The organism is Streptomyces humicola, from assembly GCF_024436035.1.
Lineage (GTDB): Bacteria > Actinomycetota > Actinomycetes > Streptomycetales > Streptomycetaceae > Streptantibioticus_B > Streptantibioticus_B humicola.
The window spans coordinates 24,712-41,480 of record NZ_JANFNG010000045.1 but is presented as its reverse complement, the minus strand read 5'-3'; the positions used below and the strand labels follow the sequence as shown (position 1 = coordinate 41,480).

At 70.6% G+C, this 16,769-nt stretch carries 13 protein-coding genes; 9 read left to right on the top strand and 4 right to left on the bottom strand.

Translation table 11 applies throughout. The features are described from left to right. Positions 1–150: 150 nt before the first annotated feature. Positions 151–1,494, bottom strand: coding sequence for a hypothetical protein (locus NGB36_RS31400; RefSeq protein WP_255924009.1), 1,344 nt, complete (start codon positions 1,492–1,494; stop codon positions 151–153). 224 nt (positions 1,495–1,718) lie between these two features. Between NGB36_RS31400 and mtnA the strand changes: the two genes are divergently transcribed. From mtnA to NGB36_RS31365, 7 genes are all read left to right on the top strand, one after another. Further along, positions 1,719–2,882 carry an S-methyl-5-thioribose-1-phosphate isomerase gene (mtnA, locus tag NGB36_RS31395; RefSeq protein ID WP_255924008.1) on the top strand — a complete coding sequence of 388 codons (1,164 nt, stop codon included), beginning with the start codon at positions 1,719–1,721 and terminating at the stop codon, positions 2,880–2,882. 7 nt (positions 2,883–2,889) lie between these two features. Continuing rightward, positions 2,890–3,567 (top strand): MtrAB system response regulator MtrA, encoded by a 678-nt coding sequence (mtrA, locus tag NGB36_RS31390; RefSeq protein ID WP_255924007.1) that lies wholly within the window; start codon positions 2,890–2,892, stop codon positions 3,565–3,567. Between the two features lie 98 nt (positions 3,568–3,665). Beyond that, entirely contained in the window at positions 3,666–5,798 is a 2,133-nt protein-coding gene (mtrB, locus tag NGB36_RS31385) for an MtrAB system histidine kinase MtrB (RefSeq protein ID WP_255924006.1), read from the top strand. A 43-nt stretch (positions 5,799–5,841) separates the two neighbouring features. Then, on the top strand, positions 5,842–7,728 hold the full coding sequence (locus NGB36_RS31380; RefSeq protein ID WP_255924004.1) for an LpqB family beta-propeller domain-containing protein: 1,887 nt from the start codon (positions 5,842–5,844) through the stop codon (positions 7,726–7,728). Positions 7,729–7,838: 110 nt separating this feature from the next. Next, positions 7,839–8,546, top strand: coding sequence for a ComF family protein (locus tag NGB36_RS31375; RefSeq protein WP_255924003.1), 708 nt, complete (start codon positions 7,839–7,841; stop codon positions 8,544–8,546). Between the two features lie 406 nt (positions 8,547–8,952). Further along, positions 8,953–9,633: a ribosome hibernation-promoting factor, HPF/YfiA family gene (hpf, locus tag NGB36_RS31370; protein WP_372509575.1), complete on the top strand. Its 681-nt coding sequence runs from the start codon at positions 8,953–8,955 to the stop codon at positions 9,631–9,633. Positions 9,634–9,813: 180 nt separating this feature from the next. Continuing rightward, on the top strand, positions 9,814–10,581 hold the full coding sequence (locus NGB36_RS31365) for a response regulator (protein ID WP_255924001.1): 768 nt from the start codon (positions 9,814–9,816) through the stop codon (positions 10,579–10,581). 3 nt (positions 10,582–10,584) lie between these two features. On the opposite strand, the gene NGB36_RS31360 is transcribed toward NGB36_RS31365, so the two are convergent. Both NGB36_RS31360 and NGB36_RS31355 read right to left on the bottom strand, forming a co-directional pair. Further along, entirely contained in the window at positions 10,585–11,784 is a 1,200-nt protein-coding gene (locus tag NGB36_RS31360; protein ID WP_255924000.1) for a winged helix-turn-helix domain-containing protein, read from the bottom strand. Between the two features lie 57 nt (positions 11,785–11,841). Next, entirely contained in the window at positions 11,842–12,429 is a 588-nt protein-coding gene (locus tag NGB36_RS31355) for a GNAT family N-acetyltransferase (RefSeq protein WP_255923999.1), read from the bottom strand. 211 nt (positions 12,430–12,640) lie between these two features. Here NGB36_RS31355 and secA point away from each other — a divergent pair, with 211 nt between their 5' ends. Further along, the gene (secA, locus tag NGB36_RS31350; protein WP_255923998.1) at positions 12,641–15,436 is read left to right on the top strand and encodes a preprotein translocase subunit SecA; all 2,796 of its coding nucleotides are present in this window, start codon (positions 12,641–12,643) and stop codon (positions 15,434–15,436) included. Between the two features lie 33 nt (positions 15,437–15,469). On the opposite strand, the gene NGB36_RS31345 is transcribed toward secA, so the two are convergent. Further along, on the bottom strand, positions 15,470–15,943 hold the full coding sequence (locus NGB36_RS31345) for an Rv3235 family protein (protein ID WP_255923997.1): 474 nt from the start codon (positions 15,941–15,943) through the stop codon (positions 15,470–15,472). A gap of 319 nt (positions 15,944–16,262) precedes the next feature. Here NGB36_RS31345 and NGB36_RS31340 point away from each other — a divergent pair, with 319 nt between their 5' ends. Next, positions 16,263–16,769, top strand: coding sequence for a DUF6912 family protein (locus NGB36_RS31340; protein WP_255923996.1), 507 nt, complete (start codon positions 16,263–16,265; stop codon positions 16,767–16,769).

The window sequence follows — 16,769 nt, the reverse complement described above, 5'->3', positions numbered from 1 at the left end:
AACAATTATTGACAGGCCTTGGGCCCGGGACCTCGTTCCGGGCCCAAGGCCTTTTTTGTTGTGGTTCGGTTAGGGGTGGTGTGCCTTGTTTGGTTATGGGTGGTGGTGTTGTGGGGTTCCGGGGGAACCTCGGAACCCCACAACGGACACTCAGTAGCCCGGCACTCCGGCTGCGCGGGCGAGTTCGATGTCCAGGCCCTCTCGGCGGATGCGCTGATCCATGTAGAGGAGTGCAGTGACGCCAGCGCTGATCGGGAAGGTGATGGTGGTCCCGATCACCGTTCCGATGCCAATCACGACGAGGAACGGCCAGCTCGTCGGGGTCGTGCCATTGGCCAGCAGAGTCTGGGCGCCGTCGCCGCCGAGCACCGCGCCGACCGCGGTGAACGGGATGGCGATCATCGACGTGATGACGAAGACGATGATCGACGCCAACAGCTGAATTCCGAAGACTCGCCACCACGCGCCACGCACGAGCTTCGCCGAGCGCGTGAGTGACGCGAACACGCTCTGCTTCTCCAGCATCAGGGCGGGCGTTGCGAGGCTGAGGCGGATGAGCAGCCAAACGGCCACGATCAACCCCGCGAGACCGCCGAGTACCGCCAGTGCCGCACCGCCGGCCGCGGAGCCGAAGACGGCGAGCAGGATCCCCGGCGTGGCTCCGACAGCGACCACGAGCGCTGCGACGACTCCGACGATCACCGTCATAGCCAGCAGTCGTAGAAGCCGGGGGCCGGACTCCCGCCAGGCGTCGCCCGCCGTCACCGGGCGGCCGAGGACCGATCGGCTGACGATGATCGTGAGCATGGCGGTGGCAACGAGCTGCCCGATGACGCTGATCGCGGTGCTCACGCCACTGCTTGCGAAGGCGCTGGTCACCGTGTGGAGAACGTCGCTGGGGCTGGCGTCGGGGTTGTTTTGGAGAGCGGTGAGGCTCGTCGACGTGTTCTTGAGGAACAGGCCCGTCGCCACGGTCGAAACGGCCTGGGTGAGCAGTGCGACGCCGAACGAGATGCTCAGGACCGTGCGCCAGTGCACCCGGATGGTGCTGAACGCGCCTTCGAGGATCTCGCCGAAGGCCAGGGGACGGAGCGGGATCACCCCGGGCTTCGCCGCCGGCGGGGGCGGGGTGCCGGGCCAGCTCTGCCGGCCGGGCCCGCTTGCACCGCCCCAGGGTCCCGCAGGGCCCGCCGGGCCCTGCGGCGGGGGCGTACCCCAGCCTGGGCCGCCGGGGGGCCGTACGGCGTCAGCAGGTCCCGGCCCCGGAGCGTTCCAGGGGGCCGGCGGCGGCTGGTTCTTCGACCAGTTCGGCGGCATGGCGTCATCGGTCTCGGCGGAGTGATCACTCCCAGCCTGCTCGGGCTGCTCGGGCTGCTGGGACTGCCCGGGCAGCACGGCTCCGCCGGACTGCTCCGGCTGCTCCGGGGTCGTCACCGGCTCGTCCGGATCTGAGGGGGCCGATCCGGGCGAAGCCCAGCCCGGAGAGTTGTTCATCGATGCTCCTTCGTCACTGCTGCCGTCACCGCCGTCATTGCCGTCACGGCACTGCCGTTGCCGCTGCCGCACTGTCGCCACCAGCGACCGACGCGCGTCCGGGCCCCTGCGAGCCCGGCGGCCATGGTGTCACGGGTCGTGGCCGGGTGTTCCCGGCGTCGCCGTATGCGCTGCATCGTGCGTGGACCATTCATATGGCCCGCTTCGCAGGGCAGACTGAGCGGATGGGTGATCAGTGCGCGCTGTCTTCGGCCAATGATTCGAACTCCGGTCCTCCGGTCGCGGTTCCCGCTCTTCGCTGGGAAGAGCTACCAGAAGGGCCGGTCCTGATCCTCCTTGACCAGACCCGGCTCCCGGCCGCCGAGGTCGAGCTGGTCTGTACCGACGTACAGACGCTTGTCGGGGCGATACGTTCCCTCGCCGTGCGTGGTGCACCGGTGCTGGGCCTGGCGGGCGCGTACGGCGTGGCTCTGGCAGCGGCGCGCGGTTTCGACGTCGACGACGCCGCCGGGCTCCTCGCACAGGCCAGGCCCACGGCCGTCAATCTGGGGTACGGGGTCCGCCGGGCCGTGTCCGCCCACCGAAGGGCACTCGCCTCGGGCGCGGATGCGGAGCAGGCCGCGGCGGCGGCGCTTGCCGAGGCCCGTGCCCTGCACGCCGAAGACGCCGAGGCGAGCACGCGGATGGCGCGCCACGGCCTGGGGCTGCTGGAGAAGTTGTCGCCCGGCGGCGGCTACCGGGTGCTGACCCACTGCAACACCGGCGCTCTCGTCTCAGGCGGGGAGGGCACCGCCCTGGCAGTCGCGCTCGCCGCCCATCGCGGAGGGCTGCTGCGCCGCCTGTGGGTGGACGAGACCCGTCCGCTGCTGCAGGGCGCGCGCCTGACCGCGTACGAGGCGGCGCGCGCGGGGATGGCGTACACCGTGCTGGCCGACAACGCGGCCGGGTCGCTCTTCGCGGCCGGTGAGGTCGACGCGGTGCTGATTGGCGCCGACCGGATCGCCGCCGACGGTTCGACGGCGAACAAGGTGGGCAGCTATCCGCTCGCCGTCCTCGCCCACTACCACCATGTGCCGTTCATCGTCGTCGCGCCGACCACGACCATCGACCTCGACACTCCGGACGGGGCCTCGATCGACATCGAGCAGCGTCCGGGACACGAAGTGACGGAAATCTCCTTTCCGCAGGCTCCGGTCTCCGAGGCGGGCGGTGGCATGCTGGTGACACCACTCGGAGCACAGGCGTATAACCCCGCGTTCGACGTCACTCCACCCGAGTTGATAACGGCCGTCGTCACGGAGAACGGCGTGGCCTCCCCGGTGTCCGCGGCCTCGCTCGCGGCACTTAGTCCACCATGTGGCCCAGGTCACGATCAGGTAATGGGATGATGTCGCTATGAAGGGACGCGTCCTCGTCGTCGACGACGACACCGCACTGGCGGAGATGCTCGGCATCGTGCTGCGCGGAGAGGGGTTTGAGCCGTCGTTCGTGTCGGACGGTGACAAGGCCCTCGCCGCCTTCCGCGAGACCAAGCCTGACCTGGTGCTGCTCGATCTGATGCTCCCCGGACGGGACGGCATCGACGTATGCCGGCAGATCCGCGGGGAGTCCGGGGTGCCCATCGTCATGCTCACGGCGAAGAGCGACACCGTCGACGTGGTCGTGGGGCTCGAATCGGGTGCCGACGACTACGTGATCAAGCCGTTCAAGCCGAAGGAACTGGTCGCGCGCGTACGGGCCCGACTGCGCAGGGCCGAGGAGCCGACGCCGGAGCAGCTCACCGTCGGTGATCTGGTCATCGACGTGGCCGGGCACTCCGTCAAGCGCGACGGCGAGGCCATCGCGCTGACCCCGCTGGAGTTCGACCTGCTGGTGGCACTCGCCCGTAAGCCGTGGCAGGTCTTCACCCGTGAGGTGCTGCTCGAACAGGTCTGGGGCTACCGCCACGCCGCCGACACGCGGCTGGTGAACGTGCATGTGCAGCGGCTGCGCTCGAAGGTCGAGAAGGATCCGGAGCGCCCGGAGATCGTGGTGACCGTGCGCGGCGTCGGCTACAAGGCCGGGCCGGGCTGATCCGTCACATGCCGTCCGGTGAGGGCCTTCGCACGGTGAGGGCAGGGTACGAGGACGGCCCGGAGCGGTCCGCACACGGCGGCGCTTCGGGGTCGGCCATGCCTGAGCGCGAGCGGGACGGCGGGGACGGCCTGGACGGTCGCGAGCGCCGGGAGCGCTTGGAGCGCCTCGAGCGTGAACGGCAGGAGAGCCGCCAGGCAGACCCGCTGGGGGCGCTGCTGCCCGTGCTCGCGTACGCGCTGCGTACCGTCGTGCGCTGGGCGCGGCGGCCGCTGGTCCCCGCAACGCGGTTGTGGCGGCGCAATCTGCAGGTCCGGGTGGTCGCCACCACCTTGCTGATGTCGGTGGGCGTCGTTCTGCTGCTCGGGTTCGTCGTCGTCGGTCAGGTGCGGGGAGGCCTGCTCGAAGCGAAGAACAATGCGGCGGAGAGTCAGGCGCGCGGCGGATTCGCGTTCGCGCAGGAACTCGCCGACAGCGCGGGCGGCTCGGCCGGCGGAGGCGGCCAGAGCGCCGCGAACGGCTCGTCGGGCCGCAACCAGACCGATGCCGGTATCTGGCTCACCAACCTCGTCCAGCAGCTCGCCAGCGGCGGCCAGGGCGTCTACTCGGTGGTCGCGCTGAGCGACGCCGATCAGCAGCCGTACCTCGCGGACAGCCAGAGCACCACACGTGGTCCGCGCGCCTCGGGCAACGTCGACCCGGAGGCGAGCGTCCCGCAGGACCTGAGGAACACCGTCGCCGGCCAGTCGGGGTCGTACAAGCTGTATCACCCCATCGTGTACACCACGGATCCGGGCAATCCGCAGCCCGCGCTGATCATCGGCAAGCGCCTCACCGACATCAGCGGCAAGGCATACGAGCTGTACTACCTGTTCCCGTTCACCCAGGAGGAGAAGACTCTCAGCCTCGTCGAGACGACACTCGCGACGGCCGGCGTCTTCGTCGTCGGCCTGCTGGGCGCCATTGCGTGGCTGGTGGTGCGGCAGGTGGTCACCCCCGTGCGGATGGCCGCGGGCATCTCCGAGCGGCTGGCGGCCGGGCGGCTCCAGGAGCGGATGAAGGTCACCGGCGAGGATGACATCGCACGGCTCGGCGAGTCGTTCAACAAGATGGCCAAGACGCTCCAGCTGAAGATCCAGCAGCTGGAGGAGTTGTCGCGAATGCAACGGCGTTTCGTCTCCGACGTCTCGCACGAGTTGCGTACCCCGCTCACCACCGTGCGGATGGCCGCCGACGTGATCCATGACGCGCGGGAGGATTTCGATCCCGTCACCGCGCGCTCGGCCGAGTTGCTCCAGAGCCAGCTGGAACGTTTCGAGTCGCTGCTGTCGGATCTGCTGGAGATCAGCAGGTTCGACGCCGGAGCGGCGGCACTGGACGCCGAGCCGGTCGACCTGCGCGACGTCGTACGGCGTGTCGTCGACGCGGCGGAGCCGCTGGCGGAGCGCAAGGGCAGCCGCATCGTCGTCCGTGGCGACGATCAGCCCGTGGTCGCGGAGGCGGACGCGCGGCGCGTCGAGCGGATCCTGCGCAATCTCGTGGTCAACGCCGTCGAGCACGGCGAGGGGCGTGACGTCGTCGTCCGGATGGCGTCGGCGGGCGGTGCGGTGGCGGTCGCGGTGCGGGACTACGGCGTCGGCCTCAAGCCCGGCGAGGCCACTCGGGTCTTCAACCGGTTCTGGCGGGCGGATCCGGCCCGGGCCCGGACGACGGGCGGCACCGGACTCGGCCTGTCGATCGCGGTCGAGGATGCACGCCTGCACGGCGGCTGGCTGCAGGCCTGGGGTGAGCCGGGCGGCGGATCGCAGTTCCGGCTGACCCTGCCGAGGACGGCGGAGGGCAGCCTGCGTGCGTCGCCGATCCCGCTGGAGCCGGAGGATTCGCGGCGCCAGCGGAGGCTCCGGGATGCGGGGGCCCGGGGCAACGGCCAGAGCAACGGCAGGCAGGGCGTGAACGGCGCGACTGGCGCGAGCGGCGCGAGCGGTGTAGAGGGCGCAAAGGGCGCACTCCGCGAGAGTGCGACGGCGCTTCCTGCGCCCCGTGCGCTCCCGGCCGCGCGGTCGCCGATACCGTCTGTCGCGGCGTCGGCGTCGCGACCGCCCTCCGCGGACCCGGCGGCACTTCCCGGGAGCGGGGCCCGGGTCGTCGGGGCGCGCTCACAGGAGACGGGCCCGCCGGATGCGCCCGCGAGCCGGGAGGACGGCGCAGCCGAGCAGGAGCGGGACAGCTGAGCGGCCCGAGAGGCCGGGGGAGGACGACACCGCGATGAGGGGCATGGGCAGGCAGCAGGCCGTCGGCCGGGCCGGCCGGCACGCGGGCCGCCGCATGCGCCGGACGCGCGGCAGCCGGCGACTGCTCGGCTGGGCCTGCGCGCTGCCGGCGTGTGCCGTGCTGCTCGCTGGTTGTGCCTCGATGCCGGAGAGCGGGGATGTCACCAAGGTCGCGGACCAGTCCCGCAATGCATCGGACCCCCAGGTGACGGTCTTCGGCGTGAAACCTCAGAAGAACGAGCAGCCGATGGAGATCGTGCGCGGCTTCCTGGAGGCGACCACCAGCGACGAGGCGGACTACAGCACGGCGAAGGACTATCTGACCGCCGACGCGCAGACGCAGTGGAATCCGGCGGCGGGCATCACTGTGCTCGCGGGGGGCCCGCAGCTGTCGGAGGTGCGCCCCCAGGGCCTGGACCAGGACCCGGGGACGACGATCGATCTCTCCGCGGCGCAGGTGGCCTACGTCGACGGCAAGCGGTCGTACACGCCGGCGTCCGGTACGTACCGCACCAGCTTTCACCTGGTGCGGGTAGATGGGGAGTGGCGGATCGACAGCGTTCCCGACGGTCTCGTGCTGAGCCAGTCCGACTTCCAGCGCATCTACCAGTCGGTCAACCTGTACTTCTTCGCCCAGCTCGGCCAGGCCGCGGGCTCCGCGCCCGCCCAGGGCGTGCTCGTCGCCGATCCGGTCTACATACGCCGGCGCATCGACCCGGTGACGGCGACCGTTCAGGCGCTGCTCGCCGGCCCCAGCGACTGGCTGCAGCCGGTGGTCGCCTCGGCATTCCCGCCCGGCACGCAGTTGCTGGGACAGAACCTCGCGCTGGACGACTCGGGGAAGCTGCGGGTGAGGCTCGGCAGCCAGGTGAACCGCATCGGCCCGGGGCATTGCCAGCGGATGGCGGCCCAGCTGATCAATACCGTTCAGGACCAGTCGACGCCGCGGGTGGACTCAGTCGAGATCGATCGTGCGGACGGCAGGACGCTGTGCTCGCTGGGGCACGACGACGCCCGGCCGTATGCCCCCTCGCAGGTGGAGGGGGACGCCGACCAGCTGTACTTCGTCGACGGCGACCACCGTCTCGAGAGCGTGGGCGCGGACTCGCAGGAGGCGCACCGGGTGACCGGACCGTTCGGTTCGGGTCAGGTGGGGCTGAGGTCGGTGGCCGTCTCGCGGGACGAGCAGACCGCTGCGGGGGTGCGCGAGGACGGCCGCGTGCTGTATGTGGGGCCGCTGTCGTCGGGCGGGGCGGCGCGGGCGGTGCTGACCAGCTCGGCCCAGCAGACGTCGTCGGACGGCTCCGACGGTCTGACCGCGCCGAGCTGGGACGGGCTCGGGAATCTGTGGGTGGCCGACCGGGACGCCCATGGGTCGCGGCTGCTGATGTGGCGCAACGGCAGGACCGCCGAGGTATCGGTGCCGAACCTGGCCGACGGCCGGATCCAGGCGGTGCGGGTCGCGGCGGACGGAGTGCGGATCGCGCTTCTTGTGAACCAGGGCGGGCACACGCAGCTGGAGCTGGGGCGCGTCGAGTGGAGCGGCACGGCCGCGGATCCGCAGGTGTCCGTCACGGAGCTGCGTGACGCGGCGCCGCAGTTCTCGGACGTGGATGCGATGTCGTGGGCGGGCGACAGCAAGCTCGTGGTGGTCGGCAGCCAGGAGCGGGGCGTGCAGCAGCTGCAGTACGTCGACACCGACGGTTCGGCCGCGTACACGCCGACCCTGCCGGGGATCAGCAAGGTCTCGGCGGTGGCGGCGTCCGAGAACGAGGCAGGCGGGGACAGGCCGCTGCTCGTCGACTCGGACGAAGGCATGTACCGGCTCCCGGCGGACACCGACTGGCAGCAGCTCTCCCCGGACGGGACCTCTCCCGTCTACCCGGGCTGACCCCTGCTGACCCCTCCCCCGCCCCACGGGCCTGCCGGCGCACGGTCGCTCTGCGCGAAGTTATCCACAGGGGGTAGCCGGTCCAGTCCCGTGCGAGCAGAGTGGGTGGCATGCGGGGCTGGTGGCGGGAAATCGCCGATCTTGTGCTTCCGGTCGAGTGCGCGGGGTGCGGCCGGACGCGCAGCGCGCTGTGTGCGAAGTGTCTGGCGCGGTTGCGCGACATGGAGGAGATACGGCGGGTGCGTCCGTCCCCGGAGCCGCCAGGGCTGCCTGCGGTGTACGCGGCGGGGGCGTACGAGGACGAGGTGCGGGCCGTGCTGCTCGCGCACAAGGAGCGCGGGGCTCTCCGGCTCGCCGAGCCGCTGGGGGCGGCCCTGGCCGCCGGCGTACGTGCGGGCATGCGCGCCGCCGGACACGGCGGAGGGCGACAGGACGGGCCGGTGCTGCTGGTGCCCGTGCCGTCGGCGCGGAGCGCGACGGCGGCTCGCGGGCACGATCCGGCCCGGCGGATGGCGCTGTGCGCGGCGCGGCAACTGCGGCGCGAGGGGATACCGGCGCGGGTGCTCGCGGTGCTGCGGCAGCGCCGTGCCGTGGCCGATCAGGCGGGGTTGTCGGCGACGCAGCGCGTGGAGAACCTGTCGGGGGCGCTGAGTGCCGCCGCGGGCAGTGGGCGGCTGCTCGGCAAGGGCACGACCGTCGTGGTCGACGACGTAATGACCACAGGAGCGTCGCTGGTCGAGGCGGCGAGAGCGGTGACGACGGCGGGCGGCACCGTCGCGGCCGCAGCGGTTGTGGCAGCGTCCCCGCGTGACTGCTGACCGAACCGGAACCGCTGAAGGAGCAACATCGTTGCTGGTAGTAGGGACGTGTATTCACCCGAACGGAGGTATAGCCCCGTAGGGGGTGCCGACCCTCGGCCGGGGGAGCTATGTTCAGTTGTGAGGAGTGTCGGGAAATACGCCGGAAACCCTATTGGTGAAGTTCCTGGGTAATTCAGCTCTCCACTGTTTCCGAACGGCTGGGCCCGGGATCAATGTCCCGATGCGGATGGGGTGTTGATCTTTCCCCTGGGGGAGGAGGAGGTGAAAGCCGCGACTCCGCCGCTCCGGGAGGTCCCGGGGATGCGGGGAAGCTGTTTCGCAGTGCCGGCCGGGACCGGTGCCCGCCGGCCTTAGCGCAAGGGATGTGCCCCGCGCGCGGGGCGATCCGGGAACGGAGTTCTGCGTGGACATCGTCGTCAAGGGCCGCAAGACCGAAGTGCCCGAGCGGTTCCGCAAGCACGTGGCCGAAAAGCTGAACCTGGAGAAGATCCAGAAGCTGGACGGGAAGGCGATCAGCCTGGACGTCGAGCTCTCCAAGGAGCACAACCCCCGGCTGGCCGACCGTTGCGACCGGGTGGAGATCACGCTTCGCTCCCGTGGCCCGGTGATCCGAGCCGAGGCCTCGGCCAGTGATCCGTATGCGGCGTTGGACGCGGCGACCAGCAAGCTGGACGCCCAACTGCGCAAGCACGCCGACAAGCGCCATATGGCACGGCGCGGCGGCCGCACCGCCATGAGCGTTGCCGCCTACACCGCTCCCCTCGCGACCATGGGCGATGAGGAGGAGGCCGAGCCGGCCGCCAACGGCGTTCCCACCACGAAGGCCGGGCCGCTCGATGTGCAGGGCGAGGGCCCGCTGGTGGTCCGCGAGAAGACGCACGCCGCATCCCCGATGACGCTCGACCAGGCGCTTTATGCGATGGAACTGGTCGGGCACGACTTCTACCTGTTCGTCGACGCGGAACGGAACCAGCCCAGCGTCGTCTACCGGCGGCACGGCTACGACTACGGCGTCATCTACCTCAAGGAGGACCCCTCGGCCGAGGAGGCCCCAACCGGCGCGGGCGGAGCGCTCCGGCGGTGAACGGTCCTCGATGGCGCCCCCCGGCAGCAACGGGGGGCGCCATCGCACAGGCGGAGTCCCCGCGTCGCCGTCCGGACGTGAAATCATGGCGGGGGAGCCAACCGGCGGACTGTGCGGTCGGATTGGCGATGTGCTGTGCAGTGCGCACAGGTGGGGCTCTGGCCTGAGGGGGAGGAACCGATGCCGGACAGCTTCGAACCGTCGGCCGCCGTCGAGGGCGCGGCCGGATCGGACGGCGCCGACGGCCCCGAGACGGATGTGGCGGCGGGCGCAGGAGCGCGACGCAGCGAGCCCATCCGGGTCCTCGTCGTCGATGATCACGCCCTCTTCCGGCGCGGCCTGGAGATCGTGCTCGCCCAGGAGCCCGACATCCAGGTGGTCGGTGAGGCCGGTGACGGCGCGGAGGCGGTCGACAAGGCCGCTGACCTGCTGCCGGACATTGTTCTCATGGACGTACGGATGCCGAAACGCGGCGGTATCGAGGCGTGCACCTCCATCAAGGAGGTGGCGCCCAGCGCCAAGATCATCATGTTGACCATCAGCGACGAGGAGGCCGACCTCTACGAGGCGATCAAGGCCGGGGCGACCGGCTATCTCCTCAAGGAGATCTCCACCGACGAGGTGTCCACCGCCATCCGTGCGGTCGCCGACGGCCAGTCGCAGATCAGCCCCTCGATGGCCTCCAAGCTGCTCAGCGAGTTCAAGTCGATGATCCAGCGCACGGACGAGCGCCGCCTCGTCCCCGCCCCCCGGCTCACCGACCGCGAGCTGGAGGTCCTCAAGCTCGTGGCCACCGGTATGAACAACCGAGACATAGCCAAGGAGCTGTTCATCAGCGAGAACACGGTCAAGAACCATGTGCGCAACATCCTGGAGAAGCTGCAACTGCACTCCCGGATGGAGGCTGTGGTCTACGCGATGCGGGAGAAGATCCTCGAAATCAGATGAGCGTCAGGCGAGCTCGGCCGAGAGTGCGGCCGCGAGCTTCGCGTCGTCGAGCCGCTCGATGCGCACCCCGTCACACCCCACCCACTCAGCGGCCTCGCGCAGCGCCCGTGCCATCGGACGCACGGCTGCACCGTTCGCCAGCGACAGCTGTCTGGCGACCAGAGTCCTCCCTTCCCGGGCCGGATCGACCCGCCCGACCAGCTTCCCGCCTGCGAGCAGCGGCATCGCGAAGTAGCCATGGACCCGCCTGTGCTTCGGCACATACGCCTCGAGCCGGTGGGTGAAGCCGAAGATCCGCTCGGTGCGTGCCCGGTCCCAGATCAGCGAATCGAACGGTGAGAGCAGCGTCGTGCGATGCCGCCCCCGCTTCCCCGCCGAGGCATCCGCCAGGGCCACAGGATCCGCCCACGCGGGCTTGGACCAGCCTTCGACCTCTACCGGCACCAGACCGGAGCCCTCGATCGCGGAGTCCACCTGCTCGCCGGTGAGCCGGTGGTAATCGGCGAGATCCGCGCGCGTCGCCACCCCCAGCGAGCGGCCGGCGAGCCCGACCAGCCGCCGTATGCACTCGGCGTCGTCGAGATCGTCATGGAGCAGCTCGTCGGGGACGGCGCGCTCGGCGAGGTCGTACACCCGCTTCCAGCCGCGGCGCTCGGTGCAGATCACCTCGCCGGTGTCGAGCAGGTACTCCACGGCGATCTTCGTCTCCGACCAGTCCCACCACGGCCCGCCGTTCTTGGCTCCCCCCAACTCGGTGGCGGTGAGCGGCCCTTCGGCCTTCAGCCGGTCCAGCACTGCCGCACACGACCGCTCGGCATCCGTCATCACATGCCAGCGGCGCCCCTTGGCGCGCCGGGCCCGGCGCCGGAACGCGAAGTGCGGCCACTCCTCGATCGGCAGAATGCAGGCGGCATGCGACCAGTACTCGAAGGCATGCCTCTCACCCCAGTACGCCGCCTCCACCGCCTTGCGGCCCACGGCGCCGAGCCGCGCGTACGGGATGAGCTCGTGGGAGCGCGCCAGCACCGAGATCGTGTCGAGCTGCACCGCGCCCAGATGGCGCAGCACCCCGCGCACCCCGCCGCGTCTGTCCTGCGCGCCCAGCAAGCCCTGGGCGCGCAGGGCCATGCGGCGGGCGTCGTCGGCGGAGAACGTGACCTCGGGGCGTGGCGCCCGCTCCACGGAACGCAGCGGATTCGTCATGCCGCTCAGCGTAGGACCGGGCACTGACAATGCCCCGGGCTGGGCGATGACCGCAGGTCAGCGGGGTGGCAGCGGCAGATACGGGGTCTGCGACTCGCGCCCGGCGTCCGAGGGCAGGAGCGAGCCGGTCCAGGCGTCCCGCCGGGTGCCCGCGTGCACGATCTTCGCGCGAAGCGTCCCCTCCATCACGAAACCGAGCTTCCGCGCGACCCCTCGGGAGCCTTCGTTCCCCGCCTCGGCCACCCATTCGAGCCGCTCGACACGCAGCTCGTCGAAGGCCCACGCACACACCGCCCGGCCGGCCTCCACCGTGTAACCGCGCCCGCGGTGCTCCTTGGCCGTCCAGTAGCCCAGCTCGGCCTGGCGCTCCGGCTCGTGCAGCTTCAGCCGCACCAGCCCCATAGCGCCCACCAGGAATCCGCCGGCCCTGGTGAACACGCCGAGGTTGTACGCCGTGTCCTCGCGCCATCCGGACGGGACTGTCCGCTCGACCCACTCCGTGGCGTCCTCGTGCGTATAAGGGGAGGGGACGGTGGTCCAGCGCGGGATCTCGGGGTCCTGGCACGCCTCGTACACCGCCTGCGTGTCGTCGGTGGTCAGGGGGCGGAGCAGCAACCGGCCGGTGGTCAGAGTCACGGGTTCCATGCACGGAGTATCGACGAGCCGGATGCCCCGTGGGGACCGATTTTCCGGCGCTTGCGGATCACCGGTCCGTGTGACGGAGCGCCGGTGCGTCGACGGACCTCCCGGCGGGCTCGTCCAGTCGCTTACGATGGCCGTTGCGGCAGGGGCACGGACCCCGCCGTGCCCAGCGCGAGAGAGCGTGCCAGGCCCGACCGGCAAGGAGCCAGCCTACGTGTCCGTCTTCGGCAAGATCCTGCGCGCAGGTGAGGGAAAGATCCTGCGCAAGCTGAACCGCATCGCGGCCCAGGTCAATTCCATCGAAGAGGACTTCGTCAACCTCTCGGACGCCGAGCTGCGCGCTCTGACCACCGAGTACAAGCAGCGCTACGCGGACGGCGAGAGCCTCGACGACCTGCTCCCCGAGGCGTTCGCCACGGTCCGTGAGGCGGCCAAGCGCGTCCTCGGCCAGCGCCACTACGACGTGCAGATCATGGGCGGAGCCGCGCTCCACCTCGGCCATGTGGCCGAGATGCGCACCGGTGAGGGCAAGACCCTGGTGGGCACGCTGCCCGCGTATCTCAATGCGCTCTCCGGCGACGGCGTGCACCTGATCACCGTCAACGACTACCTCGCCGAGCGCGACTCGGAGTGGATGGGCCGCGTCCACAAGTTCCTCGGCCTCGAGGTCGGCTGCATCCTCGCCAACATGACACCGGAGGAGCGCCGCGAGCAGTACGCCTGCGACATCACCTACGGCACCAACAACGAGTTCGGCTTCGACTATCTGCGCGACAACATGGCGTGGTCGAAGGACGAGTTGGTGCAGCGCGGGCACAACTTCGCCATCGTCGACGAGGTCGACTCGATCCTCATCGACGAGGCGCGGACCCCGCTGATCATCTCCGGTCCGGCCGACCAGGCCACCAAGTGGTACAGCGACTTCGCCAAGCTCGTCACCCGCCTCAAGCGAGACCGCGACTACGAGGTCGACGAGAAGAAGCGCACCGTCGGTGTGCTGGAGGCCGGTGTCGAGCGGGTCGAGGACTGGCTGGGCATCGAGAACCTCTACGAGTCGGTCAACACCCCGCTCGTCGGATTCCTCAACAACGCGATCAAGGCCAAGGAGCTCTACAAGCGCGACAAGGACTACGTCGTCATCGACGGCGAGGTCATGATCGTCGACGAGCACACGGGCCGTATCCTCGCCGGCCGCCGTTACAACGAGGGCATGCACCAGGCGATCGAGGCCAAGGAAGGGGTGGAGATCCAGAACGAGAACCAGACGCTGGCCACCATCACCTTGCAGAACTTCTTCCGCCTCTACGACAAGCTCGCCGGCATGACCGGTACGGCCATGACCGAGGCCGCTGAGTTCTACCAGATCTACAAGCTCGGCGTGGTGCCGATCCCCACGCACCGCCCGGTCGCCCGCCTCGACCGCGCCGACCTGATCTACCGCACCGAGGAGGCGAAGTTCGCCGCCGTCGTCGAGGACATCGCGGACAAGCACGAGAAGGGCCAGCCGGTCCTGGTCGGCACCACCTCGGTGGAGAAGTCCGAGTACCTCTCGCAGCAGCTCGCCAAGCGCGGCGTGCCGCACGAGGTGCTCAATGCGAAGCAGCACGACCGTGAGGCGATCATCGTCGCCCAGGCGGGCCGCAAGGGCGCCGTCACCGTCGCCACCAACATGGCCGGCCGCGGTACCGACATCCAGCTCGGCGGAAACCCCGACGACCTCGCGGAGGCGGAGCTGCGCCAGCGCGGCCTCGACCCGCTGGAGCACGTCGAGGAGTGGGCGGCGGCGCTGCCGGAGGCGCTGGAGCGCGCCAAGGCCGCGGTGAAGGCCGAGCACGAGGAGGTCACCGAGCTCGGCGGGCTGTACGTGCTGGGCACCGAGCGGCACGAGTCACGGCGCATCGACAACCAGCTGCGCGGCCGTTCCGGGCGTCAGGGCGACCCCGGCGAGTCCCGCTTCTACCTCTCCCTCGGCGACGACCTGATGCGTCTGTTCAAGGCGCAGATGGTCGAGCGGGTCATGGCGATGGCGAACGTGCCGGACGACGTGCCGATCGAGAACAAGATGGTCACCCGGGCCATCGCCTCGGCCCAGTCGCAGGTCGAGCAGCAGAACTTCGAGATCCGCAAGAACGTCCTGAAGTACGACGAGGTGCTCAACCGGCAGCGCGAGGTCATCTACGCCGAGCGCCGCCGCGTCCTGGAGGGCGAGGACCTGCAGGAGCAGATCGCCCACTTCATGGACGACACGATCGACGACTACATCAGGGCCGAGACGGGCGAGGGCTTCGCCGAGGAGTGGGACCTGGAGCGGCTCTGGGGCGCCTTCGGGCAGCTGTACCCGTGCACCGTCACCATCGAGGAGGTCGACGAGGCGGCCGGCGACCGGGCCGGTGTCACCGCCGACTTCATCTCCGAGATGATCAAGGACGACATCCACGAGCAGTACAAGCTGCGGGAGGAGCAGCTCGGCTCGGAGATCATGCGTGAGCTGGAGCGCCGGGTCGTGCTCTCGGTGCTCGACCGCAAGTGGCGCGAGCACCTCTACGAGATGGACTACCTCCAGGAGGGCATCGGCCTTCGGGCGATGGCGCAGCGCGACCCGCTGGTCGAGTACCAGCGCGAGGGCTTCGACATGTTCCAGGCCATGATGGACGGGATCAAGGAGGAGTCCGTCGGCTACCTGTTCAATCTGGAGGTCCAGGTCGAGCAGCAGGTCGAGGAGGTCCCCGTCGCCGACGAGGCGCTCGCAGCGGAGGAGGCCCCGGAGCAGGAGGCGGTGCCGGTCGGTGCCGGCGGGGCACGCCGGGAGATCCGCGCCAAGGGCCTCGACGCCCCGCAGCGCCCGGACCGGCTGCACTTCTCGGCGCCGACGATGGACAGCCAGGGCGGTGTCGTCGAGGGCGACTTCAGCAACGACGGCAGCGGGCCGGGCTACGCCTCCGACTCCGACGGGATGACCCGGGCCGAGCGCCGCAAGGCGCAGAAGGGCGGCCGTCGCCGCAAGAAGTGACCCGGCGGGTGACCGGGCCCGCTCCGGGCCCGGTCACCAGGACGGTCCGGTGAAGTCCACCGCGGTGCAGCGCCACCGCTGGTCGAGGCCGCGCTCCAGGCGGAACGCGAGCGCCCGCAGCGCCTCGCCCGATGCGATGCGGGCGAAGGCTTCGAGCACATCGGGTGCGGGCGCCCGCTTGTCGCACCGCTTGACGACGGGCGCCGGCCGTCCCGCCGGGGGACGCAGTACGCCTCGGGCCGCCAGCTGCCACAGCCGGTCGTAGGTGGCCTCGCCCGACATGTGCCGGAGCATCCAGCCGGCCGGGCGCTGCCCGCTGAGCACCTCGACCAGCCGGTCGGCGAACCAGTAGTGGGCCTGGCGTCGACGCGCCGCGTCGGCGGGGCTCACGGCGAGGGGCCTGCGGCCTCCGGGGCCGGGGCGCCGTGTGTCGCGGCGCGCGGGCGGGGCCGTGCGTGCGGTTTGTGCGGTTTGTGCGGTGTGTTCGATGGTGGTCGTGGTGGTCATTGCGGAGTTCCCCCACTCTGCGTGGCCGGTGCCTAGCTGAGGAGACTTGTAGCGAGCGCGGCCGGAGGGCGACAAGGCGAGCGGGAGGCCGCGGACCGCGTGGATCGAATTCACCTATCAGGGTGACGGCGGGCTCCAAACCGCTGTCGCGCCCGGTGCCGGGAGGGCGCGGACGAAAGCCCTCCGGCCAGGCCGTGCCCTCCGAAGGGGTACGGCGGGGGATACGCCGGAAATCCCGCCGGACGGTGGATGACTTGCACGCGAGGTACGACCGTATGCTGAGCCCGTACCGAAACGGCCCTGTCACGGAGCGGCAGCGATGCGCGTCTACATCCCCACGACCCTGCCCGGTCTCGCCGAGGCGCACAAGGCGGGCGAACTGGGCCCGGCGCCGCTGAACGCCTTCGCCGTCACCCCCGCGCTGCGCGAGTGGTACGTCTCGGACGACATCGAGGAGCTGGAGTATGCGGCCCTCACTCGTGCCGCACAGGCCAGCCTGCGGCTGCTCGCCGGCGACCCGGGCATCGCCCGCCGCCGCGTGGTGGTCGCGGTCGACGTGCCCGACGGCGCGGCGTCGTACGACCCGGACCACGGCCTGGACCCGGCGACTCTCGGCGAGGTGCGGCTCGCCGAGCCGATACCGCTGGGCAGGGCGGCCGCCGTCCACGTCGACAGCTCCGACGCGGAGGGCGATGTGAGCGCCGCCGCCGACGCGCTGGGCGCGGCGGACGCCGGGGACGAGGACGCCCGGTTCACCGTCGACGGAGCCGAGGACCACGAGCTGCTCTGGTACGCGACGCAGGAGATCCCCAGCCTGATCGGCTGA

What these genes read in the sequence shown, in the direction of transcription:
- NGB36_RS31400 (WP_255924009.1), bottom strand. Translation starts at nt 1,494, where the DNA reads ATGAACAACTCTCCGGGCTGGGCTTCGCCCGGATCGGCCCCCTCAGAT.
- mtnA (WP_255924008.1), top strand. Translation starts at nt 1,719, where the DNA reads ATGGGTGATCAGTGCGCGCTGTCTTCGGCCAATGATTCGAACTCCGGT.
- mtrA (WP_255924007.1), top strand. Translation starts at nt 2,890, where the DNA reads ATGAAGGGACGCGTCCTCGTCGTCGACGACGACACCGCACTGGCGGAG.
- mtrB (WP_255924006.1), top strand. Translation starts at nt 3,666, where the DNA reads ATGCCTGAGCGCGAGCGGGACGGCGGGGACGGCCTGGACGGTCGCGAG.
- NGB36_RS31380 (WP_255924004.1), top strand. Translation starts at nt 5,842, where the DNA reads ATGGGCAGGCAGCAGGCCGTCGGCCGGGCCGGCCGGCACGCGGGCCGC.
- NGB36_RS31375 (WP_255924003.1), top strand. Translation starts at nt 7,839, where the DNA reads ATGCGGGGCTGGTGGCGGGAAATCGCCGATCTTGTGCTTCCGGTCGAG.
- NGB36_RS31365 (WP_255924001.1), top strand. Translation starts at nt 9,814, where the DNA reads ATGCCGGACAGCTTCGAACCGTCGGCCGCCGTCGAGGGCGCGGCCGGA.
- NGB36_RS31360 (WP_255924000.1), bottom strand. Translation starts at nt 11,784, where the DNA reads ATGACGAATCCGCTGCGTTCCGTGGAGCGGGCGCCACGCCCCGAGGTC.
- NGB36_RS31355 (WP_255923999.1), bottom strand. Translation starts at nt 12,429, where the DNA reads ATGGAACCCGTGACTCTGACCACCGGCCGGTTGCTGCTCCGCCCCCTG.
- NGB36_RS31345 (WP_255923997.1), bottom strand. Translation starts at nt 15,943, where the DNA reads ATGACCACCACGACCACCATCGAACACACCGCACAAACCGCACAAACC.
- NGB36_RS31340 (WP_255923996.1), top strand. Translation starts at nt 16,263, where the DNA reads ATGCGCGTCTACATCCCCACGACCCTGCCCGGTCTCGCCGAGGCGCAC.